Here is a 22425-nt window from a genome sequence, read left to right as displayed (position 1 = left end):
ACCTAGGGTCCGTACATGGACCGACGCGTTGCGCCGATCGTCATCGCCGCATTGCTGATCGCATCACTCTTCGCCTCGGTCGCCACATCTGGCGGCGTCGGCATGTGGACCGAACCGCAGTGGGATCCCGCTCCCCCGACGCAGGAACCGGTCGAGATCGACACGTCGGGCTTCGACCTCGAACCGACCGACGAACCCGAGCAGACCGATCGCGATCCGATCGAACTCCCCGGCTGGATCGAGGCCGTGTTCCGCGTGATGCTCGTGACCGCAGGGGTCGCAATCGGCATCGCACTTCTGATCGCGGCGTGGCGTCATCGACCGCGTCTGCGGTTCCGCAAGCGTGTGGTCGGCGACGACTTCGAAGCGCTGCCCGACGTCGCCGCGGCGATCGTCGACGAAGCCACCGCGCAGCGAGCCACGCTGCAGACCGGCTCGCCGCGCAACGCCATCGTCCAGTGCTGGCTCCGGCTCGAGCGCGACGTCGCGAGCGTCGGGTTGCAACGGCATCCGGCTGACACGTCGGCCGAGTTCACGCAGCGCGTACTCGCCCGGTACAGCGTCGACTCACGAGCGATCGGCGAACTCGCTGCGCTCTATCGAGAGGCGCGCTTCTCGACCCATCCGCTCGACGAGTCGGCACGCGTCGCAGCCCTCGACGCACTCGACCGCCTGCACCAGACCCTCGCCGCGGCGAACGACGACGCGCTCGACGCCGTCGAGAGCCCGTCCGCATGACCGCCGGAGCGACGGCGTCGCGCGTCGACTGGCGCATCGGGGCCACGGCGGCAGTCGGAGTGACCGCCGCTGTCGGCATGATGCTGCTCGGTATGCAGCCGCGCCTCGTGCTCGTCGCGTTCGTCGTGCTGATCGTGTCGGCCACGACCTGGCTCCTCGTCGACGTCGGCAGCGCCTCCGAACCGTTGCTGTGGCACGACCACGGCTCGGGGGAGACGACCTCCTCGCGCCCCGATCGTCGCGTGCTGATGCTGCGGGCTCGGCTCAAACGCAACGCCCGCACCAACCGCAGGGTGGGCGGCGGATCTGCCGAACCCGACGAGCACGAACTCGCGATCAGCGACACCCTCGTCGCGGTGATCGACGATCATCTGTGCGCCGAGCACGGGCTCGACATCGAACTCGCCCCCGACGCGGCAGCAGCGGTCATCGGCCCCGAACTCACCCGGTTCATGACCGACCCGTCAGCTCGCCGATCGATGACGCAGCGACGAGCGCTCGCTCGCACCGTCGCACTGATCGAAGCGCTCGAACGACCGTCCGCCCCCGGCTCGCAGTGAAGGAACCCGACATGACGCAACTCGAACTCCCGAAGGTCTCGCAACTCGCGAGGTCGATCCTCGACGAGGTCGAGACGGCGGTGATCGGCAAACGCGACGCGCTCACCATGGTCCTCAGCGGAATTCTCGCCGGAGGCCACGTCCTCCTCGAGGACTTCCCCGGTCTGGGCAAGACGCTGGCGGCGCGGTCGTTCGCGCAGACCCTCGGGCTCGACTTCGCCCGGGCCCAGTTCACACCCGACCTGCTCCCTGCCGACTTGACCGGCTCGTTCATCTTCGATCAGCGCGTCAACGAGTTCTCGTTCCGCAAGGGCCCGCTCTTCACCGGCCTCCTCCTCGCCGACGAGATCAATCGCACCCCACCGAAGACGCAGGCTGCGCTGCTCGAAGCCATGCAGGAACGACAGGTGACCATCGAAGGCGAGACGTTCGCGCTCGATGCGCCGTTCCACGTGCTCGCCACCGCGAACCCGGTCGAGTACGAGGGCACCTACCCCCTGCCGGAGGCACAGCTCGATCGGTTCATGATCCAGGTGAGCTTCGGCTATCCGACGCTCGACGAGGAGTGGGACGTGCTGCACCGTCGACTCGATCGACAGCGCGAGGAGCAGACGCTGCGCGGCATCATCGACGCGCCCACGCTGCTCGACATGCAGGCGGCCGTCGAGCAGGTGACCGTCGACGAGAGCGTCGGCCGATACTGCGTCGCACTGGCCACGGCGACGCGCAGCCACGCCCACGTGCTCATGGGCTCGTCGCCACGAGGATCGCTCGCGCTGATGCTGGTCGCCCGTTCGTTCGCCGTCATCGCCGGCCGCGACTACGTCACGCCCGAAGACGTCAAGGCCGTGGCCACCGCGGTCCTCGCTCATCGCATCGCGGTGAAGCCCGAGCTGTGGATGAGCAACGCGAGTGGCGCCTCGGTCGTGGCCGCGGTGCTCGCGTCGGTGCCGACCCCCGCCGCGCTCGAACCGGACAACGCATGACGTCGGTGTCGGAGGCTGTGCATGCATGACCGACCGATCCCGGGCGGCGACGTGAGGGCGGTCACGTGATGGCGGCGACGCGATGACGGTGTCGACCGAGCGTCCGTGGCGCGCCAGCCCTGCCCACTTCCGGGCCGTGGCCATCGGTGCCGTCGGCATCGCGGTCGCGCTGCTCTTTCGCGTCCCGATGCTGCTCGTGCTCTCGGCGCCCTTCGTCTTGGTCTCGGTCTGGTCGACCATGACCCGCCCCGAACGCAACCCCACCCTGGCCGGCCGCATCGGCCCGGCCGCCGTGCGCGAGGGGGAGGCGACGACCTGGACCGCTGAGCTGACCGACGTCGGCGGCGTCGATCACGTGATCGCCTTCGCCCCCGAGCGTCCGTGGCTCGAAGCCAAGCCGAGTTCGGGTGTGGCCACCGTCGCCGTCGGCCACGACGATCCGACGGCCACCGTGGCGATTCCGATGCGGGCGACGCACTGGGGCCGACACGACATCGGCCCGATCAACATCGTCTCCGTCGCGTCGTGGGGTGCGTTCCGTTGGAAGTCCCTCGATGTCGGCTACCAGGTCACGACGCTGCCGCTCCCCGACGTGTTCGACGCGGCGTCGCCGACGCACCGGGCCGACGGACTCGTCGGGCTCAACCGTTCGGCGCATCCCGGCGACGGCAACGAGTTCGCCGGGATCCGGCCGTTCCAATCCGGCGACCGGCTCCGACGCATCAACTGGCGCCGCTCGCTGCGCAGCGACGAACTGCACGTGACCGCCACCTATGCCGATCAGGATTCGCACGTCGCGCTGTTCATCGATGCGCTCGCCGACTTCGGCCCGTCCGGCGGCATCGACGGGCCGTCGTCGAGCCTCGACACGACCGTGCGTGCCGCCGGCGCGATCTCGGAGTACTTCCTGCTGCGCGGCGACCGCGTGTCGCTCCGCGTGCTCGACTCGCGCTTCACGGCGACAGTGCCACCCGCGAGCGGCCGCAGTCATCTGCGTCGGATCCTCGACGTGCTGGCCACCGTGGAACCCGACATGTACCGGCCGGTCTCGGCACAGGGCCGCGCCCCCACCATGGTCCCCAACGGCGCGTTGGCCATCATGTTGTCGCCGCTCGTCTCACCGGTGGCGTTGCAACGAGCCACGTCGATCGCGAGTCGCGGCCTCGGCGTGGCCGTGATCGACACCCTGCCCGACGACGTCCACCTCGACGACGACGCCACCACCGAACTCGCGTGGCGTATCCGTCTGCTCGAACGGCGCCGCGAGGTTCGCCTGGTCCAACAGGTCGGCGTCCCCGTCATCGCCTGGCGCGGACCGGGCAGCCTCGACCCGTTCCTGCGCGAGATCGCTCGTCGCTCGTCGGCTCCACGGATGGCCCGGCGATGAACGCCGCCCGACTACAGCAGTGGATCGACGAGATCCACGCGACGAGCCGACAGCAGTGGCTGCTCCGCCTGCTCGCGCTCGCGGCGTCGCTCGGAGCGGTGCTGGCAGCGACGGGGGCGAACGGTCGATGGTGGCCGCTCGGGCTCGCGCTGGTGGCCGGACTCGCCATCGCCTCGGCCGTACGACCCGACACGCACACCGCCGACGTCACGATCGCCATCGTCGTGTGGCACTGGTTGGCGGTCGTCGACGACGTGACCACGCCGTGGCTACCGGTGGCCAGCACGTGCCTGCTCGTCTATCACTCGGTGATCGCCGTGTCGGCGTCCGTTCCGATCGGTGGCGTGCTCCCGACCGCCACGCTCGCCGCCTGGCTCCGGCGAGTCGGCGCGGTGTCGAGCGCCACCGTCGTGGTGTGGGTCCTCGTGCTCGCGTTCGATCGTCGCGCCGCAGACGGCAACGGCCTGCTCACCGCGCTCGCACTGGCGATCGCCGCAGCCGGTGTGGCGATCGTCCGAGCACGAAGCATCGCCCGACCCTCCTGACGCGCGGCCGTCGACTCCGAGAACGAGTGGCGGCATCTGCGCGACCCGTGATATCCCGGCCGTATGAACACATGCGACTGCCCACTCATCGACGGCGACGTCGCGTCGGCCGTCGGCTCGCCTCGAACGGATGGTGCGTGATGTCGATCACCGCCGACGTCGAGGTGCTCGCCGCCATCGGACCGCGAGTTCGCAAATCGCCGTTCTGGGACGACACCGTGCAGGCCGGTCTCAGCGCCGTGTCGAGCTACAACCACATGTGGCTGCCGATGAGCTACGGCGACGCCGACGAGGAGTACCGGTTGCTCACCGAGGCCGTCACGATCTGGGACGTCGCTGCGCAACGCCACGTCGCGGTACGTGGACCCGACGCCGACTCGATCGTCCAGTACGTCACCGCGATCGACGCAAGCAAGATCGACGTGGGCATCGCGGCATACGCGCCGATGGTCGACCACCACGGCGTCCTCATCAACGACCCGATCCTGTTCCACGTCGACGTCGACGAGTGGCACTTCTCGATCGCCGACGCCGACATCCGTCTGTGGATCGACGCCATCGCCCGTGAGCGCGGTGCCGATTGCTCGGTGACCGAACTCGACACGGTCACCCTTGCGCTGCAGGGTCCACTCGCCGAGGCCGTCATGTCCGATCTGGGCGTCGACGTCGACGGGATGAACGACCTCGAACAGCGGTCGGCGACGATCGACGGACTCGACGTCATGGTGTCGCGATCGGGTTGGAGCACGCAGGGCGGCTACGAGATCTTCCTCGACGACCCTCGACACGCATCGCGTCTGTGGACCGCCGTCGCGTCGGCCGGCCAAGCGCACGGGATCGGTCCGGCAGCGCCGAACCCGTCCGAACGCATCGAGAACGTCCTGCTGTCGTACGGCACCGACACCGGCTATCACGCCAACCCACTCGAACTCGGTCTGGGCGACACGATCGATCTCGACCACGACGACTTCGTCGGCCGCGACGCCCTCCGCCGCATCCGAGACGCCGGACCCGAACGACGACTGCTCGGGGTGGTGATCGACGGACCGCGCCGCGACACGTTGCCGCACCCCGTTCCGATCTCGTCGGGAGCGACGACGCTCGGCGAACTCCGCGCGGCGGCGTGGTCGCCGCGATTCGCGGTCAACCTCGGTCTGGCCCTCGTCGATCGCGACGTCGAGCCGGGTTCCACCGGCCGCGCCGAGCCGCCATCGGGTGCGTGTGAGCTGACCTTCGTCGAGCTGCCGTTCGAGGAGCCACTGCCGGGCCACGACCGCTGATGGAGCTCGGCGCGTGTCCGAAGTCGATGAGGTACGGACCGTGCGGCGGCGTTCGCACCGGCGGCGGCTGCGAGGTCGTCGACGAGCCGTGCCCCTTCGTCGGCCGACCACTCGTCGAGTGGGCCGGCACCGAGCTGGCACCCAGAGCGATCGAACTGCCCCGCTTCCTCGTCGACCATCGACCGACCGGTGACGATCGCGTCGATCGGCAGGTTCTCGACGACTACGCCGCGTCCGGTGTCGCCGTCCTGCTCGGCGATCATCTCGATGATCCCCCGGCTGTCGACCGGGTCGCTGCAGCGGAGCGCACGGTCGACGCCGGCGTGCCCACCATCGCCACGATCACCGGACGCGACCGTTCAACCGACGAGCGCGCCGAGATGATCGACGGTCTCCTCGCCGCCGGGGTCGCGGCCGTACTGTGCGTGACGGGAGATCATCCGAGCGCACGCTTCACCGCTCACCCGGACGTGACGTTCGTGTCGGAAGGAACGTTGCTCGCCGGCGAAGTGCGCTCGCGCGGCGGACGAGTCGCGGTTGCCGAGAGTCCGGCTGCCGAGCCGACCCGCCAGCGCGCCGCCCGTCTCGTGGAGAAGCAACGAGCGGGCGCCGACATCGCCGTGCTCAATCACAGCGGTCCGGTCGCCGACGTCATCGCATTCGCCGAACAGGCATCGGCGCTCGGCTGCCGGCTCCCGATGTACGCGCCGGTACCGGTCATGACCGACTTGGCGTCGATGGCGGCGCTCGAGCAGTTCCCTGGGCTCACGATCGCCGACGACGCCGTGAATGCGATGCACACGTCGAGCGACCCGTTCTCCACGGGACTCGACCTGGCGGTGGCGATGGCGGGCGAGTTGCTCGGTTCCGGTTCGATCGCCGGCGTCAACCTGTCGGGTGTGGCGACGTCGGGCGGCGCAGTCGAACGCGGCAGGGTGATGCGACGCGTCGTCGACGCGGTGACCGCCTGAGCTCGCATCGCCGGTTTGCGTGACCGACGCCGACCGAGGGCACTGGTTGCGTCACGCGAGCGGCGTCGCCGACTGACCCACACCACGCGTCAGTCGTCGACGTCGACCTTCGGGCCGCGCGGGATGAGTTCTCCGACGGTGGCTCGGCCCGATTCGGTGCCGTCGATGTTGCCGACCTCGATCACCATCTCAGCCCCACCGAGTTCGAGCGCGACCTGGAGGCAGGCCCCGCATGGCCACGTCAGGTCGCCGTCGGTCGACGGTGCGACCAGGCCCAGTCGCGCCGGGCGCTGGCCCTGAGCGACGGCGGCGAACAACGCCACGCGCTCGGCACACATGGCGAGTCCCAGCGAGACGTTCTCGACGATCACGCCGGGGACGATGTCGCCGCTCGTGGTCTCGAGCGCTGCTCCGGCGCGGAACTTGGAGAAGGGTGCGTACGACTTCTGCCTCGCCTCACGTGCGATGTCGAGCAGGTTCACGTCAGTAGTCATCGGTTCAGCCTTTCAGCTCTCGGGGGTCCGTGCGCGACGGAGCCCCGAACCTGATGATTCGGGGCTCCGTCTGATCATCATCGAGTGACGATCGCGTCGTTCAGGACGTCTTTTCCTTGAGCTTGTCGATGCCGTCGTTGACCTTGTCCTTGACGTCGTCGACCTTGTCCTTGAGTTTGCCGGCGGTCTCGTCGGCTTCGCCCTCTCGCTCGAGGTCGTCGTTGCCGGTCAGATCGCCAGCGGCCTGCTTGATGCGGCCCTTTGCCTGGTCAGCTTCTCCACTCATGTGGTTCTCCTTTGTTTGGCGGGTGTGCGGCGGTTGCGATGTGTCACCGTCCGCTTTCGAGACAATGGGGTCGTACCCGCCACCCCGTTCGCTCAAACGTCTGGCACGAAATGATCTGCACACGGCAGCGTCGAGCGATCACCAACTGCCGACGCGTCATTACGGGAATTCTCAGTACCCCCATTTCGGCAACGAATGGACCGCTTTTGCCGAAGGGTCAGGTGGCCAGCTTCCCGCGCCTTTCCTCTCTCCACGGTTTGAATCAGTCGCCGATCGGGTACTGCTCGTTCACCTGAGCAACCACCACAGACCGGCCACGGCCGGAAGGAAAGAGGAATCTCATGTTTGCAACACTCGGAGTCATTCTCATCGTCGCCGGCGCCATCGTGGCCTTCGGTGTCGACACCGCCGTCGACGGCCTCGACCTCGAGGCAATCGGCTACATCCTCATGGCAGGCGGTGTGCTCGCACTCGTCGTGGCGGCGATCCAGGCCGCCGGATTCATGTCGATGTCGAGTCGCCGCATGCGCTCGGAACGCCATGTGTCGCCTGACGGACAGCACGTCGTCGAAGAGTCACAGGTGCGCTGATCCCATCACACCGACGCCATCCCGACGGCTGGCGTCCAGATCCCCCCCAACAACGAAGCGCCCCGGTTGCGACCGGGGCGCTTCGTCGCGTTCGGGGTCTCCGCGCCGAGCGATCCGCCGACGATTCCGACCTCTTCACCGACCCACTCGAAGCAACACCGTCACAACGACTCGAACGTCCTCCAAGTGGGGGATTTCCAGCGAAAGGTGCAGTGCCGATTTGAAAGAAATATGCGACATCGACGAATGGTTTCCGGCAATTCGGGTAACTCTCATTACAGCTCCGACATGGAGCTTCCGCCAACGAAAGGAATCACATGTCTACCGACCGCAAAGTCACCAAGGACCTCATCGAAACCCTTCAGGACGGAAAGAAGGGCTTTGCCGAAGCCGCCGACAAACTCGCCGAGACCGACCGCGCCGATCTGGCGTCGAAGTTCCGGGCATTCTCCGAACAGCGTGCCGACTTCTGCACCGAACTCGACCGCATGGCCGCCGCGTACGGCGACGACATCGACGAGGACGGCAGCGTGCTCGCCGCCGTTCACCGTGGCTGGATGTCGCTGAAGGACGCAATCGCCGGCTCCGATCCCGACGGTGTGCTCGACGCCGCCGAACAGGGCGAGGACCACGCCGTGTCGGAGTACAAGAAGGCGCTCGAGGCCGACATCTCGGCCGACCTGCGCCAGACGATCGAGCGTCAGTTCCTGCACATCCAGTCCGCTCACGACGAAGTGAAGCGGCTCCGCGACACCGTCGCCTGACGCACGCACCGAGGACGCTTCCGGGCGCCGGACGCTTTGTCTCTGAGACAAAGCGTCCGGCGCCCGTTCTCGTTTTCCGACCCGAACACCGACGCCGAAAGGACGGCCGATGAGCCGCTCGTCAACACCCGAGTCCGATGCGGAGCGCAACGAGCGACTCCACCATTCGAAGATCGCCATGGGCGGAGGCTTGGCGGCCGCGATCGTGGGGTTCGGCGGCATGGCGTTCGTCGGGACGGCCACGTCGTTCGAGGCGCGCCGACTGCTCGATGCGGTGCTTCCGACGGTTCGCTTCGCGGCGTCGTCGTACGTGGCCGGCGGGGCGACGATCCTGGCGTTGATGCTGACGCTCATCACGTTCAGCATCAGCAACGATCTCGAGTTCAGGCAGAGCCACTACCGCCGGATCCGGCAGATCTCGTTCCTCACGACCTCACTGATCGTGGGGTCGGTCCTCCTGTTGATGTTTCTCAGCTTCCCGCTCGGTGAGGCCGACGCGGAACCGAGTTGGTACGTCGTCGTCTACTACGCCGTGCTGTTCGGTGGCGCCGTGACCGGCGGGGCGTTCATCTCGGTCGTGCTCATGTTGCTCTACGCCATTCGGGGGCTCGTGCTCGTCGGGCAGAACCCTGAGCAAGCCGAACTCGTGATCACCGATGAGGAATCGGACTGAGCCCGCCGGGGGCTCCTACACGGTGGCGTCGCCGCGGCGGAGGCGGCGACCGATCCAGAACGGCACGAGCTGCGCGAGCCCGAAGTTGATGCCGCCGATCACCAACACCACTCGCAACCATCCGACGTCGTCCCCGAGACCGTCGCGGGTGTCGACCGCGACCGCTCGGGCGTCGCGCACGTTGCGCCGATACTGGTCGGCGAGGCCCTCGGTCGCTTCGAGTTCGTCCACCACCGTGTCGAGATCGATCGACAGCTGCGACACGTCTCGCCGCAGTCGACCGATCGACGTGCCGAAGTCGTCGAGGTCGTCGGCGGTGCCGTCGAACGCCTCGGGCAATGGCTCCAACACGTCGGCGATCTGGCGAATCGACGTTCCGAGGTCGGTGTCGGGGTCGTAGTTCGGCGTGAGCGGGAGGTCGTCGAGCCCCTCGAGCAGCCCGTCGATCGCGTCGCCGACCGCGGCCAGCTGACGCAGACTGGTCGTTGCATCCCCGAGCGACGGCCCGACCACTTCGACCAGCTCGTCGATCTCCGTCACCACGCCGTCGGCGTCGTCGAACGACGCAGCCACCGCGTCGAGTGTGGTGGCCGCCGTGTCGAGCGCTGCGGAGGTGGCATCGAAGACGTCGCCGGCGAGCACGATGGTGTCGTCGACCGTGTCGAGGGTGTCGATCGTGACGGTCAACGACTCACTCGACGAATCGTCCAGTCGTCCGACGAACTGCCAGGCCAACACGGTGCCGACCGCAGCGACGAGTACGCCGACGATGGCGATGCCCACCATCACGTTGCCGAGCCGACGACCAGCAGGGGACGGCAGGGCTGGGTCGAGCGGCGCCGTCGCGCTCGTCGCGCTCACTTCGTTCATCTCGTTCATCTCGTTCATCCGGACGACCTCATGTGACTCGGAGCCGTCGAGCGAGGAGCAACCATGCACCTCCGCAGTAGACGATCGAGGCCGCAGCGAGGCCGATCACATCTGCCGTCGCCGGGTCGTCACCTCGCAGCATCACGTCTCGGAAGATGTTGGTCCCGTAGGTGACGGGCAGCGCCCACGACACCGCCTTGAACGGATAGCGGAACGAATCGAGGTCGAGGAAGAAGCCGCCGAAGAAGAGTCCGGCGAGCAGCGCGAGCAACGCGTACTGAACGGCCTGAGTGTCGGAGCGGGCGATCAGCGACAGCACCGACCCGAGACCGATCGCGGCGACGAGCAACCCGAGGCCTCCGAGCACGAGCGCCGTGGGCGAACCGCGCATCGGGATGTCGAGGCCGAAGCGCAGCGCTGCGAAGAGCGCGGCTCCTACGGCGGCACCGATCGCCAGGAACGACACGAACTTCCCCAGTAAGACCCGGCCGGGCCCGACCGGGCCGACTCGAAACACCTCGAACAGCCCGAGCGCTCGATCCGACACCAGGCTCATAGCGGCGAACGTGAGCACCATGTGCTGCAACAGCAGTGCGATCGCCGCCGGCGCGAAGAACGATTCGATCCCGACCTGCTCGCGTTGGATGTTCGCCGTCTCGCTTCGGAACGGCCGGACGATCACACGCGGGTCGAGCGTCGTGACCTCCGCACCGTTCTCCGTCACCAGGTCGAGGAGCGCCTCGACCGACTCGACGTCGTCCTGCCCGATCTCGTCGACGATCCCGCCGAGTGACGAAGCCGCTGCTTCGAAGTCCCGAGCCGACTGGGAGAGTTCGCCGAACTCGGCGAGTTCGTCGTCGCCCGCTCCCAACCGGATGGCCAGCGATTCGGAGACCTCGGTGATCGCCGACAGCGAGTTCGCCGACACCGAGAGTTCGTTCGCGATCCGGGCGACCTCGGCGTCGTCGCCGGCCGCGACGGCCTCGCCGAGTTCGCTGACGAGGGAGGCCGCTTCGTCGACGTTGTCGGTGTAGGGGACGAGAGCGGCTTGTGCCTCGCCGACCACCGTCTCGAGAATCGTGGCGTTCAACTCCTGCACCGCGACCTGCACCGACACTTCGACAGTGGTCTGCGCGATCGGGTCGATCTTGTCGTGCAGCACGTCGATCGTCGCCTGCTCACCCGACAGCACGGCGTCGGCCGGGTCCTCCGGGAACACCACGATCAGGTCGACCTCACCCGAATCGAGCAAGGCCGTCGCCGCCACGACGTCGGACGAGTAGCCGGCGCTGTCGACGTACCGTCGGAGTTCGTCGGTGAAGTCGTCGACCGACGCCTCGTACGGTCCGTCGGCTGGGCCGACGAAGATCGTTCTCAGCACGGTCTGCTGCTGATCGAATCCCGCGGCGAAGAGCAGCAGCACCAGGAACGGTCCGAGCACCATCACGACGAGGAGCCGAGGTTGGCGGACGATCTCGGAGAGCTCCTTGCGGACGATGCCGAGGAGCTGGACCATCGCCGTCCAGACGCGGCTGACACTTCGGCTGCGTTGCGGTGTCGACGTCACGATGCCACCTGCCCGGGGGTCGGCTCGGCCGTGTCGCTCTCGACGAGCCTGATGAACACGTCGTCCCAGTCGGGGGCGATCTCGACCGCGCCGGAGATGTCGGGGTCGGTGGTGACGAGAGAATCGAACACCCGGGAGCGGGCGTCGGAGTCGGGGTCGACCACGAGGCGCACCGTGGCGTCTCCGTGGTAGTCGGCACGTTGGACTCCGGCGATGTCGCGACAGCTGCGGAGATCGTCGGAACCCACGATGCGCGTGTACTCCACGTCGATCAGATCGCCGCCATGCGCCTGGCGTCGGAGCTCGTCGGGAGCGCCGACTGCGACGAGGCGTCCGTCGGCGAGGAGACCGACCGTGTCGCAGTGCGTCGCTTCGTCGACGAACTGCGTGCTGATCACCAGCGTGTCGCCGGCGTCGCTCAATGCTCGGAAGTGCTCCCAGAACCGACGTCGAAGGATCGGGTCGATTCCGGCGGTGGGCTCGTCGAGCATCACCAGATTCGGAGCGTGCACCAACGTGGACGCGAGGGCGAGTCGACGCTGCATGCCGCCCGACGACTCCCGCACGAGCTTCTTGCGGTGACCGTCGAGTTCGACGAGTTCGAGCACGTCGAGCAGCCGCCGCTTTCGACGGAGTCCGACGCCGTTCAGCGAGGCATGGAAATTGAGGTTCTCCCACAACGAGAGCTCGTCGAAGAGCACCGGCTGCTGGGGGAGGTAGCCGATCATCGATCGGTCATGACGCCGTCGAGCGACCGGGTCGGCGCCGAGCACGTCGACCGTGCCGGCGTCGGGCCGGTAGGCGCCGGTCATGAGTCGAACCGTCGTGGTCTTTCCCGAACCAGACGGTCCGATCAAGCCGATGATGCTCCCCCGCGGCACGCTGAAGCTGAGGTCTTCGAGGACCCATTCGTCGTCGAACGCCTTGCCGACCCCGTCGAACGTGACAGCGGGCTGTGCTCCCTGCGTGGCGTCGCTCATTCGAGGATCAGCCCGTCGACGATGTGCACGACACCTTGGGTCTCTGCGGATGCTCCCGTGGCAACCTCGGCTTCCACGACCGTGATGCCGCCGATGGTGACGGCGTTTCCGTCGACCGTCACGTCGAGCATCCGACCCGACGCAGCCTCCATCGACGCACCGTCACGCAGCTCGTCGGCGACCACGGCTGAGGCGATGATGTGGTTACGCAGCACGCGCTCCACCTGGCCGGGGTCCGCGAGCAGATCGGCGAGTTCGTCGGCATCGACGGCGAAGAACGCGTCGTTGTTCGGCGCCAAGAAGGTGAACTCACCGGCGTCGACGATGTCGGTCAGGTCGGCCGACGCCACCGCGCTCGCCGCACTGTCGAGCCCCAGGCCGTTCAGCGAGGCGATCAGTTCGTCGACCACGTCGGTCACGTCGTCGACGGCTGCGTCCACGCCGGGTTCGTCGACGCTCGCGGTGTCGTCGCCACAGGCAGATGCCGACAACAACATGATCGCGGCGCATGACAATCGTTTCGACCATCGTGACCTGGGCGGGCGAGACATGGGCGGGCTCCCTACGGTTCGGTGCGGGTGGACAGGCACGTCAGCGCCGCGGGTTCAGCAGACGATGGGGGACGCGTTTCGGATGACGTGCAGCGATCGGGGACGAACGACGGGCCGGCTCGGAGAGCCGGCCCGTCGTCTGGGATCTGGAGTTTCCACGGTGGACTCGCAGCGGCGGGGGGACCGCCACGGGCCGACCGGAGTCAGACTCGCTTCGCGAAATAGATGATCGCGAGAATGACCAGAATGGTGATGAGAATTCCTCCGCCATAAACCATGGATGACTCCTTCTGTGTAGGCACTAGTTGGTTTCAACTACAAGAAGATCACTACCCATCCAGGACGAATCCAAACGCTGTTCGTCAAGGAATCATCAACGATCGACACGTTCTGTTCGCCCGAGCGGTCACCAGGAGAGTTCGATCTCGAGTTTGGTCTCGTCGTCTTCGACCTCGAGTTCGACTTCCAAGTTGATCACCGATGGCACGGCGATGGTGTACCGGAGGCCCTCACGCACGAACTCGACGTCGTTGTGGCGGGCGAGCGAGTCGGCGAGGTCCCGGAGCCACGCGGCAGCCGCCTCCCGACCGATCGGGCCTTCCTGCTTGATCTCCATCAGTTCCATCGTCGATCACTCCTGTGTCGTTCGGGTCGGGGGACGACTTCCATGGTCGCGCCCGACCAGCCGGCGGAACAGGGCCGGAGGTCACGACCTCCGTGTCCGCCCTCGAACTTCAGCGTCGGTCGCCGATGAACGGATCGACTGCCCATTGCGCCTCGCGCCCCAGATGCCGTGCCATGTAGCCATCGACGCGCGCTGCCAGCGACGCGTCGCTCCCTACGACCCCCGACCGGACCACGGCGTCGAGTGCGAGGCGCAAGCGCTCGGCTTCATCGACCAGAGCCTCGACGGATGGCCACGGCTCGGGGGCGACCGGCGGAGCATCGAGGACAGCGGCGACCTCCATCAGAGGCCCGACCTCGGGATGGATCTGCACTGCGCCGAGCACCGCTCGCAGTTCTGCGTTGTCTTCGGCCAGCCCCTTTCCTTCGAGTTGCACTCTCGCGCGTACGTGGCGAAGCAGATTCGTGACCGTTCGCGCCGCGCTCACCGCGAAGTCGTCGTCGATAGCAGGAGTGATCTGATTCTCGAAGGTCCACAAAATCGATCCGAGTACCTCATCGGTCGTCGGGTGCGATGACATCAGCGTCCTTTCGATTCGTCAGTCGGGCGTTCGGCTCGGATGCCGAACGCCGCTGCCAGTCGTGCTTGGCCGTGATGCTGCATCTCGATCGCCACCCAAGCGAGACGGGCCTGATGATCGCGGCCTTCGGCGAGCGCTCGGGCAGCCCGACTGGCAAAGGTGAACATGATCAGGCCGTAGAGCGTGCGATACCACTTGACCGCCGCTCGCTCGATCGTCCGACCGGTGAGTTCGCGGTAGTAGGCGAGCGCATGGTCGAGGCTCCAGATCACTTCGCCGTCGTGTTCGATGCGATCGATGAAGCCTTGGAGTTGAGCGAAGTCGTACGCCGGGTCACCGATCGCGGCGAGTTCCCAGTCGCTCATCGCCACCAGGTCGGTGCCAGCGAACACTTCCTCACCGAGACCGTTGGTGCCTTTGACCAATCGGAGGTCCCCGGCTGAGGGTGCGGTCTCGCGAAGTCGGGCGATCCCACGGGTGACCACCGGGTGCGCCACCATCCGGGCGTCGTCGAGATGGGCTTCGTGCAGGTCGATCAGGTGGTGTGCAGCATGTTCGGGACTCGCAGGCACGGGCAGGATCTCGGCGAATCCGAGGCTGCGCCAGTCGACCTCGTGCACGGTCGCCAGGGCCCTGATGTGCGAGCGACAGATCTCGACGCGCCGGAGGTTCCACTGCGGATCGGGATCGTCGAAGTGCTCGGGCATCCAGTGACCGTCGACGTGCGAGCGCAGGTACGCAGGCCGCTGATTCGGGCATCGTGTCGTGTCGTCGTCATACGACAGCACGTCCACGACGGGAACCGCTGAGTCGGCGAGCGCCCGATAGATCTCATACTCCTGCCGGAGAGGCGAGGCGTCGATGCTGCCACCGGCCAAGTCGCGTCGCAGGATGAGTGTGCGGGACGGGTCCGCATCCGTCGAGACGTCGAACGTCCACGTCTCGCGCGAAACCCCGCGGCTGATTCGATCGACCGCACTCACTCGGGCCCCTGAGAACGACTCCGGCAACAGGCTCTGTAGCCAGCGTTCGAGCTCGGGAGCGGTCAGTTCGTCTGAGTTGTCAGGAACGACGCTCACGTCAGACCCAACGGTTCGTATGGCCCGTCGAGAAAGCACTCGAGGTGCGCGAGTCCCGGCCCGTGTTCGGTTCCATCGGGTCCGGTGACCCACAGGCGACACACGTACTCGAGGCCAATCGAGTTCGGGATCGAGCGCCCATCGGCGAGCACCAACTCGAAGGGTTGCGGGTCGACCTGCAACTCGTCCCACTCCGACGCGACGCCTTCGCGGTAGGTGAACATCGAGCCGCCATCCGACCACGAGCCGCGCCCGTAGCCGATCGTGGCGGGCGTCCACGGAACCGCCGCCGGTTCGTAGCGGTGGACCCACGTCTGGTCGTCGGTGTCGGTGAAGCGCACCGTCACCCCGCTGACGAGTCGCGTTCCGGGCACCAGTTCGATCTCGTGTTCGGCGTCGGTGAAGCGGACGGCCACCTCGCCGTCTCTCCATGCTGCGCCTTCGAAGGGGCTGGAGAAGGTGTCGTTCAGTCCGTCGCGGCTGCCGTCGGCTGCTTCGTGGAGATGGAACATGCCGGCAGCACCGTCGACCTCGAAGTTGGCCCAGAGTCGCAGTGCCCGCGACTTGCCGTCGTGCTCGCTCGGCGGCAGCCACCGCGACGAGGGGGCGAGCGGCGCACGCGAGGCGTAGAGGCCCCACGAGTGGTCTCGGTCGGCCGACCAGTTCGCGGGCGTGACCTCGTGCGTGTGTCCGTCGATCGTGATGCGTCCGGTCGGCGATCCGCCTTGCGAGTAGCGCGATTGATCGGTGGTCAGGCGGCCGCGCCGACGCGCCTGATGCCGTGGTTCGAGATGGGCGGGGCGGGTGGCGACCCAGGTGAGATCGACCTCGATGCCCGATTCGTTGGCATCGAGGACGAGTCGAATCTCTTCGAACGGTTCGATCACATCGAGGCGCAATGGACCGATGGTCGTGCTCATGTCGGCACGCCACGGGCGGCTGACGCGGCACGTCCGTTGACGCCCGTCGTGGATGACGCCGACGTACCCGCCGATCATGTCGGTGTTGGGTGCGACCCGCATGCCGGCGAAGAGAAAGACCCCGGCATCAGCCGAGTACGCGCCCAGGTAGGTGCCGTCGTCCCAGCCGAGATCGGAGGACGACACCTCGCCGAACGTCGTGGGCGTCTGGTGGACGAAAAGTTCGTCGTGGGGGGACAGGGTCATGCTTCGACTCGTTTCGGAAGGGCCACGAGGATTAAAAGTAGTCCATAATATGTTTCGTGCAAGAGGCCAACCCGCAGCGGATGGCACTCGAGCAGTTGTCACCGGTCAGGGGACCGGGCAGTTCTCAGGGGGAGCGAATGGATTCCAGAAGTGACGAGCGGCGTCGTGCTGCATTCAGCGCCTCAGTCGGACGCCGCGGGCCATACGCCGCCCTCTGCGATCGAGTGGAGCGCATCCTCGCCGACGATGGTTCGCATCGGCGGATCCTCGGCTCGCAGCACTCCAACGATGGCTTCGGCCACGACGCTCGCCTCCACGCCTTCAGCGATCGCTCGGCGAGCACGCCGACACTGTCGCTCCAGGGCCGAGGCGTAGACACTCTCGGTCGGTTCGTGCCCCGCCACCGCCTCGGCCCCGTGTCCGTCGCCATCGAGGATGCCCGTACGCACTCCGCCGGGCACGACGAGTCGCGCGGCGATGCCGAACGGTCGCACTTCGTGATCGAGCGAGACGGTGAGATGTTCGAGCGCCGCCTTCGATGCGCCGTACAGACCGAAGTACGGGCTCGGCAGGTGAGCCGACTGCGACGAGACGTTGACGATCAGCCCGCGCTGCGCAGCGCGCATGACGGGCAGCGCCGCTCGAGCAACGTGCATCGCACCGCGCACGTTGGTGCCCATGACGCGATCGAACTCGTGGCCGGTCGACTCCTCGACGGTGCCGCTCAGCGTCACTCCGGCGACGTAGACGGTCGCGTCGAGTCGACCCAGCGCCTCGGCAGCACCACGAGCGGCGGCCGCGGTGGCCTCGGCATCGAGCAGATCGACGAGCACATGGTGCACGTCGGCCTCGAAGGCGACGTCCGGAGCCGAACGGCTCAGTGCGATCACGGTGTCGCCGTGCGCACGGCAACGATCGACCAGAGCGCGGCCGATGCCGCGAGAAGCACCAGCCACGAGAACGACACGAGGTTCATCAGCCATGAGGCCGGACCCTACGTGCGAGCTCCGCGGCTCGAACGACGGAGCGTGTCGTGCTGAGCGTCGAAGGATTGACCCTCGAATACGGAGCGGTCCGAGCGATCGACGACGTCTCGTTCAAGGTGAACGAAGGCGAGTTGTTCTCGATCGTCGGCCCCAACGGTGCCGGTAAGACCTCGATGTTCAACGTCCTCACCGGACTCACGCCTGCCACATCGGGCCAGGTCCGACTCGACGGCGAGGTGATCAGCGGGCTTCCGCCGCACGGTGTCGCTCAGCGCGGCATCGCGCGCAGTTTCCAGAACCTGGCGTTGTTCTCGAACTCGACGGTGCTCGAGAACGCGATGGCCGGCCGCCACCGCCTCATGCAGCGCGGACTCTTCGCCGGCATGTGTTTCTGGGGTCCGGCAAAGCGTGAGGAGATCGCCCACCGAGCGCGAGTCGAGGAGATCCTCGACTTCCTCGACATCGATCACTACCGCCACAGCGTCGTGACCGAACTCCCCTACGGCCTGCAGAAGCGTGTCGAACTCGCCCGAGCACTCGCGACCGAGCCACGGCTGCTCCTCGTCGACGAACCGGCAGCGGGCCTCAACCTGGAAGAGACCGAAGACATCGCTCGATTCCTGCTCGACGTCGTGTCGGAGTGGGGCGCGACGGTCGTGTTGATCGAGCACGACATGGGCATGGTCATGGACATCTCCGATCGCGTGCTCGTCCTCGACTTCGGCCGCCTGGTCGGCGTCGGCACGCCGGCGGAGATCGTGAAGAACGAACGCGTCGCCGCGGCCTATCTCGGCGAGGAGGTCATCTGATGACCATGCCACTGACACACGACGGCCGCATCTCCACGCCTGACGACACGCCGACCACGCTCCCGGCGTGGCTTCGTTTCCAGGCGCAGCAACGGCCGACCGAAACGGCGATCCGCGAGAAGCGCCTCGGCCGGTGGCGCGAGATCGACTGGGCCGAGTACTGGAACCTGGCCGCCACGGTCGGCGCAGCACTCACCGAACTCGGCGTCGCCGCGGGTGACCGCGTCGCGATCCACTCCGAAAACCGACCCGAGTGGGTCTATGCCGACATCGGAGCCCAGGGCATCGGCGCGATCCCGTTCGGGATCTACCCGACGAACCCCGCTGCCGAAGTCGGCTTCCTGCTCGAACACTCCGGGGCGCGCGTTCTCATCGCCGAAGACCAGGAACAGGTCGACAAGGTGATCGAAGCCGGCGACGCGTGTCCGTCGGTCGAACGCATCATCGTCATCGATCGACGCGGCGTGACCGACTACGACGACGAGCGACTGATGTGGTGGGAGGACTTCCTCGCCCTCGGCACCGCAGCGCTCGAACAGCACCCGTTGCTGTTCAACGACGAGGTCGATCGCCGCGTGCCGAGCGAGGTCGCGACCATCGTCTACACCTCCGGCACGACCGGCCAGCCCAAGGCGGCCATGCTCAGCGCTCACCTCATGGTCGAAGACGGCCAAGCCGCGCTCGGCGCCCTGGGCATGACCCGGTCCGACGAGGTGCTGTCGTACCTGCCGCTCTGCCACCTGGCCGAGAAGGTCTACACGCTCTTCATCCCGCTGCAGTTGGGGTGCGTCGTCAACTTCGCAGAGAGCATCGAAGCGGTTCAGCAGAACCTCGTCGAGATCCAGCCGTCGGTGTTCCTCGGCGTGCCCCGCATCTGGCAGAAGATGCGCGCCAACATCGAGTCGCGAGCCAACGACACCGACTGGTTGAAGCGAGCGAACTTCCGGCTCTGGCTGCGAGTCGCGCGCTGGCGCGGCAGCGTTCGTGTCGCCAACCGCGGCCAGGACACGCTCGCCACGCGGATCGTCGGCGGCATCGGGCACTGGATGCTGTACCGGCCGCTCAAGGCGAAGCTCGGCATGCTCCGCTGCCGCCAAGCGGTGTCGGGTTCGGCCCCCATCTCGCAGGAGACGCTCGAGTTCTTCCTCGGTATCGGCGTGCCGATCTGCGAGGCGTACGGCCTCACCGAAGCCGCCACCGTCTCGTGGACGCTGTCGGACGACGTGCGCGTCGGCACCGTCGGGCCGCCCGTGCCGAGCATGGACGTGAAGATCGCCGACGACGGAGAGATCCTCGTCAAGGGGCCCCTCGTGTTCAGTGGCTACTTCCGCGACGAGGAGGCGACGAAGCAGTCGTTCACCGACGACGGCTGGTTGATGACCGGCGACATCGGCGAACTCGCCGACGGCCACCTGCGCATCACCGACCGCAAGAAAGACGTGATGATCACGGCCGGCGGCAAGAACATCACGCCGACCGTCATCGAGAACCGTCTGCGTGCCTCTCCGCTCGTCAAGGAAGCGATCGTGATCGGCGACGGACGCAAGTACGTGTCGGCGCTGATCGGCATCGAAGGCGAAGTCGCCGGCGACTGGGCGCAGCGCAACGACGTCGCGTACACCACGTATCGCGACCTCACCGAGCAACCCGAGATCCTCGAGTTGGTCGCCGAAGTCGTTCGTGAGGCGAACACCGAACTCGCTCGAGTCGAGCAGGTCAAGTCGTACCGGCTCCTGCCCAAGGAACTCGACGAAGACGACTCCGAAGTCACCGCAACACAGAAGGTCAAGCGGCGCGTCATCGCTGAGCGGTTCGCAGACCTGATCGAAGGAATGTACGAGGAAACCTCATGACCGAACTTCTCCAACTCGTCTTCAGCGGCGTGGCGCTCGGCTGCATCTACTCGCTGATCGCGCTCGGCTTCGTCATCGTCTTCAAGGCGACCGGGGTCTTCAACTTCGCACACGGCGAGTTCGTGATGATGGGCGCCTACCTCGTGTTCCTCATGGTGACGGAGCGCTCCGCGGTGCCGTTCTACCTGGCGGTGCCGATCGCTGCGGCGTTGACCGCCGCGTTCGGCGTGTTCGTCCAGGTGGTCGTGCTGCGCACCATGGTCGGCGAGTCGCTGTTCAGCATCGTCATGGTCACCCTCGGCCTGTCGATCGTGATGCGTGCCGGACTCGCCTCCGGTTTCGGGTTCGACAGCAAGTCGATCGGCGACCCGTACGGCGCGAAGCTCATCGACGTCGGTGGCGTCCGGATCACGCACGTCAGCATCGCCACGGTCGTCACGACCGTCGCGCTCGTCGCTGTGCTGACCTGGTTCTTCCAGGCGAGTCGGTACGGCGTCGCAATGCGAGCGACCGCTCAAGACCACGAAGCGGCGAGTGCGATGGGCGTCAACGTCCGCTCGATCTACGCCCTCGCCTGGGCGCTCGCAGCGATCCTGGCCACGGTCGCCGGCGTCTTCCTCGCCGGCTTCCCACGGGCGCTCGACCTCAACATGTCGTCGGCCGCACTCCTTGCGCTGCCCGCCGCGATTCTGGGCGGTTTCGACTCGATCGTGGGAGCAATCACCGGCGGGGTCATCGTCGGCGTGGTCCAGGTGCTCGTGGCCGGCTATCAGCCCGAGTGGGCGCCGTGGCTCGGGTCGAACTTCCACCAGGTCGCTCCGTACGTCATCTTGATCGTGGTGTTGATGGTCCGGCCCTACGGACTGTTCGGAACGAAGGAGATCACCCGTGTCTGAGACCGCGACACCCAAAACGACGCCCAGAGCGACACCCAGAACCGGCACTCGCAAGAAGTCGAGCGCTCGTCGACTGCGGTCGCCACTGCGGCCCCCATTGGCCAACGACTACGACGTCGAACTCCGCATCTTCAGCACGCCGTTCCTTCGCGGCGGCGCCATCTTGCTGATGGCCTTCGCCGCCTGGGCGATGTTCTGGCTCGGCGACTACTGGCTGTCGGTGGCGAACTTCGCGGCGATCGCCGCGATCGCGGTGATCGGGCTCAACGTGGTGTCGGGCGATGCCGGCCAGATCTCGCTCGGCCACGCCGTGTTCGTCGGCGCAGGTGCGTACACCGCCGGTTGGCTCGGTACCGACCACGGTTGGCCGTTCCCGGCCGTCGTCATCGCAGGCGGAGTGATCGCCGCTGCATTCAGTCTCCTTGTCGGGCCGCTCGCCCTGCGATTGCGCGGTCTGTACCTCGCGTTCTCGACACTCGCCCTCGTCTTCGTCGGCCAGCATCTCCTTCTCAACCTCGATGGCATCACCGGCGGCGGCGCAGGCCGTGCAATCTCGTCGCCTTCGCTCTTCGGTACGAAGATGTCGGAGGACGCAACGTGGCTCGGCATCGACCTCACCTCGGATCAGAAGTGGTTCGTCGTGCTCGCTGCCTCGGTCGCCGTGATCGCACTCGCGATCCGCAACCTGCAGCGAACGCGCATCGGCCGAGCGTTCAACTCGGTCCGTGATCAAGACATCGCTGCGTCCACGATCGGCATCCACGTCTCCCGAGTGAAGACGCAGGCGTTCGTGCTGTCGGCGTTCATCGGCGGCATGGCTGGTGCGTTCTACGGCTCGTACATCCGCTTCGTCAATCCGGCCACGTTCGGCCTCTTGCTGGCCGTCCAGTACCTCGCCATGGCCGTCGTCGGCGGACTCGGCTCCGTGTCGGGCGGCATTCTCGGCGCACTCTTCATCACGGCGATCCCTCGCGTGATCGATGAATGGGGGCATGGGCTCCCCTTCGTCACCACCGATCTCGCATCGCAGCGCGGGCTCACCCCCGAGCTGCTCTCGAGTGTGATCTACGGCGCGGTGGTGATCGGGTTCCTCATCTTCGAGCCGGCCGGAATCACCGGTATCTGGCGGCGGGTGAAGGCCTACCTGCGGAGCTGGCCGTTCCGCTACTGACACAGATCGCCCCGTCGA

General features: G+C 66.9%; 25 protein-coding genes. 14 read left to right on the top strand and 11 right to left on the bottom strand.

All coding sequences use genetic code 11. The features are described from left to right. Positions 1 to 15 precede the first annotated feature (15 nt). From YM304_RS03230 to YM304_RS03200, 7 genes are all read left to right on the top strand, one after another. The gene (locus YM304_RS03230; protein WP_015440202.1) at positions 16 to 738 is read left to right on the top strand and encodes a DUF4129 domain-containing protein; all 723 of its coding nucleotides are present in this window, start codon (positions 16 to 18) and stop codon (positions 736 to 738) included. Beyond that, positions 735 to 1298 carry a hypothetical protein gene (locus YM304_RS03225; RefSeq protein ID WP_015440201.1) on the top strand — a complete coding sequence of 188 codons (564 nt, stop codon included), beginning with the start codon at positions 735 to 737 and terminating at the stop codon, positions 1296 to 1298. Before YM304_RS03230 ends, YM304_RS03225 begins: the two co-directional genes overlap by 4 nt. Before the next feature lie 11 nt (positions 1299 to 1309). Continuing rightward, complete coding sequence (locus YM304_RS03220) at positions 1310 to 2284, top strand: AAA family ATPase (protein WP_041298822.1); 975 nt, start codon at positions 1310 to 1312, stop codon at positions 2282 to 2284. 82 nt (positions 2285 to 2366) lie between these two features. After that, positions 2367 to 3671 (top strand): DUF58 domain-containing protein, encoded by a 1305-nt coding sequence (locus YM304_RS03215; RefSeq protein ID WP_015440199.1) that lies wholly within the window; start codon positions 2367 to 2369, stop codon positions 3669 to 3671. After that, a complete protein-coding gene (locus YM304_RS24520) occupies positions 3668 to 4216 on the top strand; it encodes a hypothetical protein (protein ID WP_015440198.1) in 549 nt (182 codons plus the stop codon). The genes YM304_RS03215 and YM304_RS24520 overlap by 4 nt, the downstream gene beginning before the upstream one ends. A gap of 140 nt (positions 4217 to 4356) precedes the next feature. After that, on the top strand, positions 4357 to 5496 hold the full coding sequence (locus YM304_RS23630; protein WP_051071295.1) for a glycine cleavage T C-terminal barrel domain-containing protein: 1140 nt from the start codon (positions 4357 to 4359) through the stop codon (positions 5494 to 5496). 26 nt (positions 5497 to 5522) lie between these two features. After that, positions 5523 to 6467 carry a methylenetetrahydrofolate reductase gene (locus YM304_RS03200; RefSeq protein WP_162142028.1) on the top strand — a complete coding sequence of 315 codons (945 nt, stop codon included), beginning with the start codon at positions 5523 to 5525 and terminating at the stop codon, positions 6465 to 6467. Positions 6468 to 6556: 89 nt separating this feature from the next. Here the strand turns inward: YM304_RS03200 and YM304_RS03195 are convergent, their stop codons facing one another. Both YM304_RS03195 and YM304_RS03190 read right to left on the bottom strand, forming a co-directional pair. Further along, the gene (locus YM304_RS03195) at positions 6557 to 6961 is read right to left on the bottom strand and encodes a cytidine deaminase (protein ID WP_015440195.1); all 405 of its coding nucleotides are present in this window, start codon (positions 6959 to 6961) and stop codon (positions 6557 to 6559) included. A 100-nt stretch (positions 6962 to 7061) separates the two neighbouring features. Then, positions 7062 to 7247, bottom strand: a complete 186-nt coding sequence (locus YM304_RS03190) for a CsbD family protein (protein ID WP_015440194.1) — start codon at positions 7245 to 7247, stop codon at positions 7062 to 7064. A gap of 341 nt (positions 7248 to 7588) precedes the next feature. On the opposite strand from YM304_RS03190, the gene YM304_RS03185 reads away from it, so the two are divergent. The 3 genes from YM304_RS03185 to YM304_RS03175 all read left to right on the top strand — a co-directional run bounded on the left by YM304_RS03185 (position 7589) and on the right by YM304_RS03175 (position 9274). Continuing rightward, positions 7589 to 7837 carry a DUF6458 family protein gene (locus YM304_RS03185; protein ID WP_015440193.1) on the top strand — a complete coding sequence of 83 codons (249 nt, stop codon included), beginning with the start codon at positions 7589 to 7591 and terminating at the stop codon, positions 7835 to 7837. 317 nt (positions 7838 to 8154) lie between these two features. Beyond that, positions 8155 to 8601: a ferritin-like domain-containing protein gene (locus YM304_RS03180; protein ID WP_015440192.1), complete on the top strand. Its 447-nt coding sequence runs from the start codon at positions 8155 to 8157 to the stop codon at positions 8599 to 8601. Positions 8602 to 8710: 109 nt separating this feature from the next. After that, positions 8711 to 9274, top strand: a complete 564-nt coding sequence (locus tag YM304_RS03175) for a DMT family protein (protein ID WP_015440191.1) — start codon at positions 8711 to 8713, stop codon at positions 9272 to 9274. Positions 9275 to 9289: 15 nt separating this feature from the next. On the opposite strand, the gene YM304_RS03170 is transcribed toward YM304_RS03175, so the two are convergent. The 9 genes from YM304_RS03170 to YM304_RS21875 form a co-directional block, all read right to left on the bottom strand. Next, positions 9290 to 10162 carry a hypothetical protein gene (locus YM304_RS03170; protein ID WP_015440190.1) on the bottom strand — a complete coding sequence of 291 codons (873 nt, stop codon included), beginning with the start codon at positions 10160 to 10162 and terminating at the stop codon, positions 9290 to 9292. A 10-nt stretch (positions 10163 to 10172) separates the two neighbouring features. Beyond that, positions 10173 to 11711 carry an ABC transporter permease gene (locus YM304_RS03165; protein ID WP_015440189.1) on the bottom strand — a complete coding sequence of 513 codons (1539 nt, stop codon included), beginning with the start codon at positions 11709 to 11711 and terminating at the stop codon, positions 10173 to 10175. Next, positions 11708 to 12691: an ABC transporter ATP-binding protein gene (locus YM304_RS03160; protein WP_015440188.1), complete on the bottom strand. Its 984-nt coding sequence runs from the start codon at positions 12689 to 12691 to the stop codon at positions 11708 to 11710. The genes YM304_RS03165 and YM304_RS03160 overlap by 4 nt, the downstream gene beginning before the upstream one ends. Further along, positions 12688 to 13131: a fasciclin domain-containing protein gene (locus YM304_RS03155; RefSeq protein ID WP_162142027.1), complete on the bottom strand. Its 444-nt coding sequence runs from the start codon at positions 13129 to 13131 to the stop codon at positions 12688 to 12690. The genes YM304_RS03160 and YM304_RS03155 overlap by 4 nt, the downstream gene beginning before the upstream one ends. Before the next feature lie 517 nt (positions 13132 to 13648). Continuing rightward, positions 13649 to 13867: an amphi-Trp domain-containing protein gene (locus YM304_RS03150; RefSeq protein WP_015440185.1), complete on the bottom strand. Its 219-nt coding sequence runs from the start codon at positions 13865 to 13867 to the stop codon at positions 13649 to 13651. A gap of 109 nt (positions 13868 to 13976) precedes the next feature. Next, on the bottom strand, positions 13977 to 14447 hold the full coding sequence (locus YM304_RS03145) for a hypothetical protein (protein ID WP_051071293.1): 471 nt from the start codon (positions 14445 to 14447) through the stop codon (positions 13977 to 13979). Further along, positions 14447 to 15235 (bottom strand): protein kinase family protein, encoded by a 789-nt coding sequence (locus YM304_RS03140; RefSeq protein WP_154723287.1) that lies wholly within the window; start codon positions 15233 to 15235, stop codon positions 14447 to 14449. Before YM304_RS03140 ends, YM304_RS03145 begins: the two co-directional genes overlap by 1 nt. A 287-nt stretch (positions 15236 to 15522) precedes the next feature. Further along, positions 15523 to 16692 carry a hypothetical protein gene (locus tag YM304_RS03135; protein ID WP_015440182.1) on the bottom strand — a complete coding sequence of 390 codons (1170 nt, stop codon included), beginning with the start codon at positions 16690 to 16692 and terminating at the stop codon, positions 15523 to 15525. A 182-nt stretch (positions 16693 to 16874) separates the two neighbouring features. Continuing rightward, positions 16875 to 17675 carry an SDR family NAD(P)-dependent oxidoreductase gene (locus tag YM304_RS21875; RefSeq protein WP_015440181.1) on the bottom strand — a complete coding sequence of 267 codons (801 nt, stop codon included), beginning with the start codon at positions 17673 to 17675 and terminating at the stop codon, positions 16875 to 16877. A gap of 50 nt (positions 17676 to 17725) precedes the next feature. Here YM304_RS21875 and YM304_RS03125 point away from each other — a divergent pair, with 50 nt between their 5' ends. The 4 genes from YM304_RS03125 (at position 17726) to YM304_RS03110 (ending at position 22407) form a co-directional block, all read left to right on the top strand. After that, the gene (locus YM304_RS03125) at positions 17726 to 18487 is read left to right on the top strand and encodes an ABC transporter ATP-binding protein (protein ID WP_015440180.1); all 762 of its coding nucleotides are present in this window, start codon (positions 17726 to 17728) and stop codon (positions 18485 to 18487) included. Then, the gene (locus tag YM304_RS03120) at positions 18487 to 20340 is read left to right on the top strand and encodes an AMP-dependent synthetase/ligase (protein ID WP_015440179.1); all 1854 of its coding nucleotides are present in this window, start codon (positions 18487 to 18489) and stop codon (positions 20338 to 20340) included. Before YM304_RS03125 ends, YM304_RS03120 begins: the two co-directional genes overlap by 1 nt. Continuing rightward, a complete protein-coding gene (locus tag YM304_RS03115) occupies positions 20337 to 21236 on the top strand; it encodes a branched-chain amino acid ABC transporter permease (protein ID WP_015440178.1) in 900 nt (299 codons plus the stop codon). Before YM304_RS03120 ends, YM304_RS03115 begins: the two co-directional genes overlap by 4 nt. 97 nt (positions 21237 to 21333) lie before the next feature. Beyond that, positions 21334 to 22407, top strand: coding sequence for a branched-chain amino acid ABC transporter permease (locus YM304_RS03110; RefSeq protein WP_015440177.1), 1074 nt, complete (start codon positions 21334 to 21336; stop codon positions 22405 to 22407). The last annotated feature ends 18 nt before the right edge of the window (positions 22408 to 22425 follow it).

The sequence above is a fragment of the Ilumatobacter coccineus YM16-304 genome, assembly GCF_000348785.1.
In the GTDB taxonomy this organism is placed as follows: domain Bacteria; phylum Actinomycetota; class Acidimicrobiia; order Acidimicrobiales; family Ilumatobacteraceae; genus Ilumatobacter_A; species Ilumatobacter_A coccineus.
This window is presented reverse-complemented; position numbering and strand designations above follow the sequence as displayed.

Excerpts from the sequence above, each read along its gene's own strand:
- YM304_RS03230 (WP_015440202.1), top strand. The coding sequence starts at position 16 with ATGGACCGACGCGTTGCGCCGATCGTCATCGCCGCATTGCTGATCGCA.
- YM304_RS03225 (WP_015440201.1), top strand. The coding sequence starts at position 735 with ATGACCGCCGGAGCGACGGCGTCGCGCGTCGACTGGCGCATCGGGGCC.
- YM304_RS03220 (WP_041298822.1), top strand. The coding sequence starts at position 1,310 with ATGACGCAACTCGAACTCCCGAAGGTCTCGCAACTCGCGAGGTCGATC.
- YM304_RS03215 (WP_015440199.1), top strand. The coding sequence starts at position 2,367 with ATGACGGTGTCGACCGAGCGTCCGTGGCGCGCCAGCCCTGCCCACTTC.
- YM304_RS24520 (WP_015440198.1), top strand. The coding sequence starts at position 3,668 with ATGAACGCCGCCCGACTACAGCAGTGGATCGACGAGATCCACGCGACG.
- YM304_RS23630 (WP_051071295.1), top strand. The coding sequence starts at position 4,357 with ATGTCGATCACCGCCGACGTCGAGGTGCTCGCCGCCATCGGACCGCGA.
- YM304_RS03200 (WP_162142028.1), top strand. The coding sequence starts at position 5,523 with ATGAGGTACGGACCGTGCGGCGGCGTTCGCACCGGCGGCGGCTGCGAG.
- YM304_RS03195 (WP_015440195.1), bottom strand. The coding sequence starts at position 6,961 with ATGACTACTGACGTGAACCTGCTCGACATCGCACGTGAGGCGAGGCAG.
- YM304_RS03190 (WP_015440194.1), bottom strand. The coding sequence starts at position 7,247 with ATGAGTGGAGAAGCTGACCAGGCAAAGGGCCGCATCAAGCAGGCCGCT.
- YM304_RS03185 (WP_015440193.1), top strand. The coding sequence starts at position 7,589 with ATGTTTGCAACACTCGGAGTCATTCTCATCGTCGCCGGCGCCATCGTG.
- YM304_RS03180 (WP_015440192.1), top strand. The coding sequence starts at position 8,155 with ATGTCTACCGACCGCAAAGTCACCAAGGACCTCATCGAAACCCTTCAG.
- YM304_RS03175 (WP_015440191.1), top strand. The coding sequence starts at position 8,711 with ATGAGCCGCTCGTCAACACCCGAGTCCGATGCGGAGCGCAACGAGCGA.
- YM304_RS03170 (WP_015440190.1), bottom strand. The coding sequence starts at position 10,162 with ATGAACGAGATGAACGAGATGAACGAAGTGAGCGCGACGAGCGCGACG.
- YM304_RS03160 (WP_015440188.1), bottom strand. The coding sequence starts at position 12,691 with ATGAGCGACGCCACGCAGGGAGCACAGCCCGCTGTCACGTTCGACGGG.
- YM304_RS03150 (WP_015440185.1), bottom strand. The coding sequence starts at position 13,867 with ATGGAACTGATGGAGATCAAGCAGGAAGGCCCGATCGGTCGGGAGGCG.
- YM304_RS03145 (WP_051071293.1), bottom strand. The coding sequence starts at position 14,447 with ATGTCATCGCACCCGACGACCGATGAGGTACTCGGATCGATTTTGTGG.
- YM304_RS03135 (WP_015440182.1), bottom strand. The coding sequence starts at position 16,692 with ATGACCCTGTCCCCCCACGACGAACTTTTCGTCCACCAGACGCCCACG.
- YM304_RS21875 (WP_015440181.1), bottom strand. The coding sequence starts at position 17,675 with ATGGCTGATGAACCTCGTGTCGTTCTCGTGGCTGGTGCTTCTCGCGGC.
- YM304_RS03120 (WP_015440179.1), top strand. The coding sequence starts at position 18,487 with ATGACCATGCCACTGACACACGACGGCCGCATCTCCACGCCTGACGAC.
- YM304_RS03115 (WP_015440178.1), top strand. The coding sequence starts at position 20,337 with ATGACCGAACTTCTCCAACTCGTCTTCAGCGGCGTGGCGCTCGGCTGC.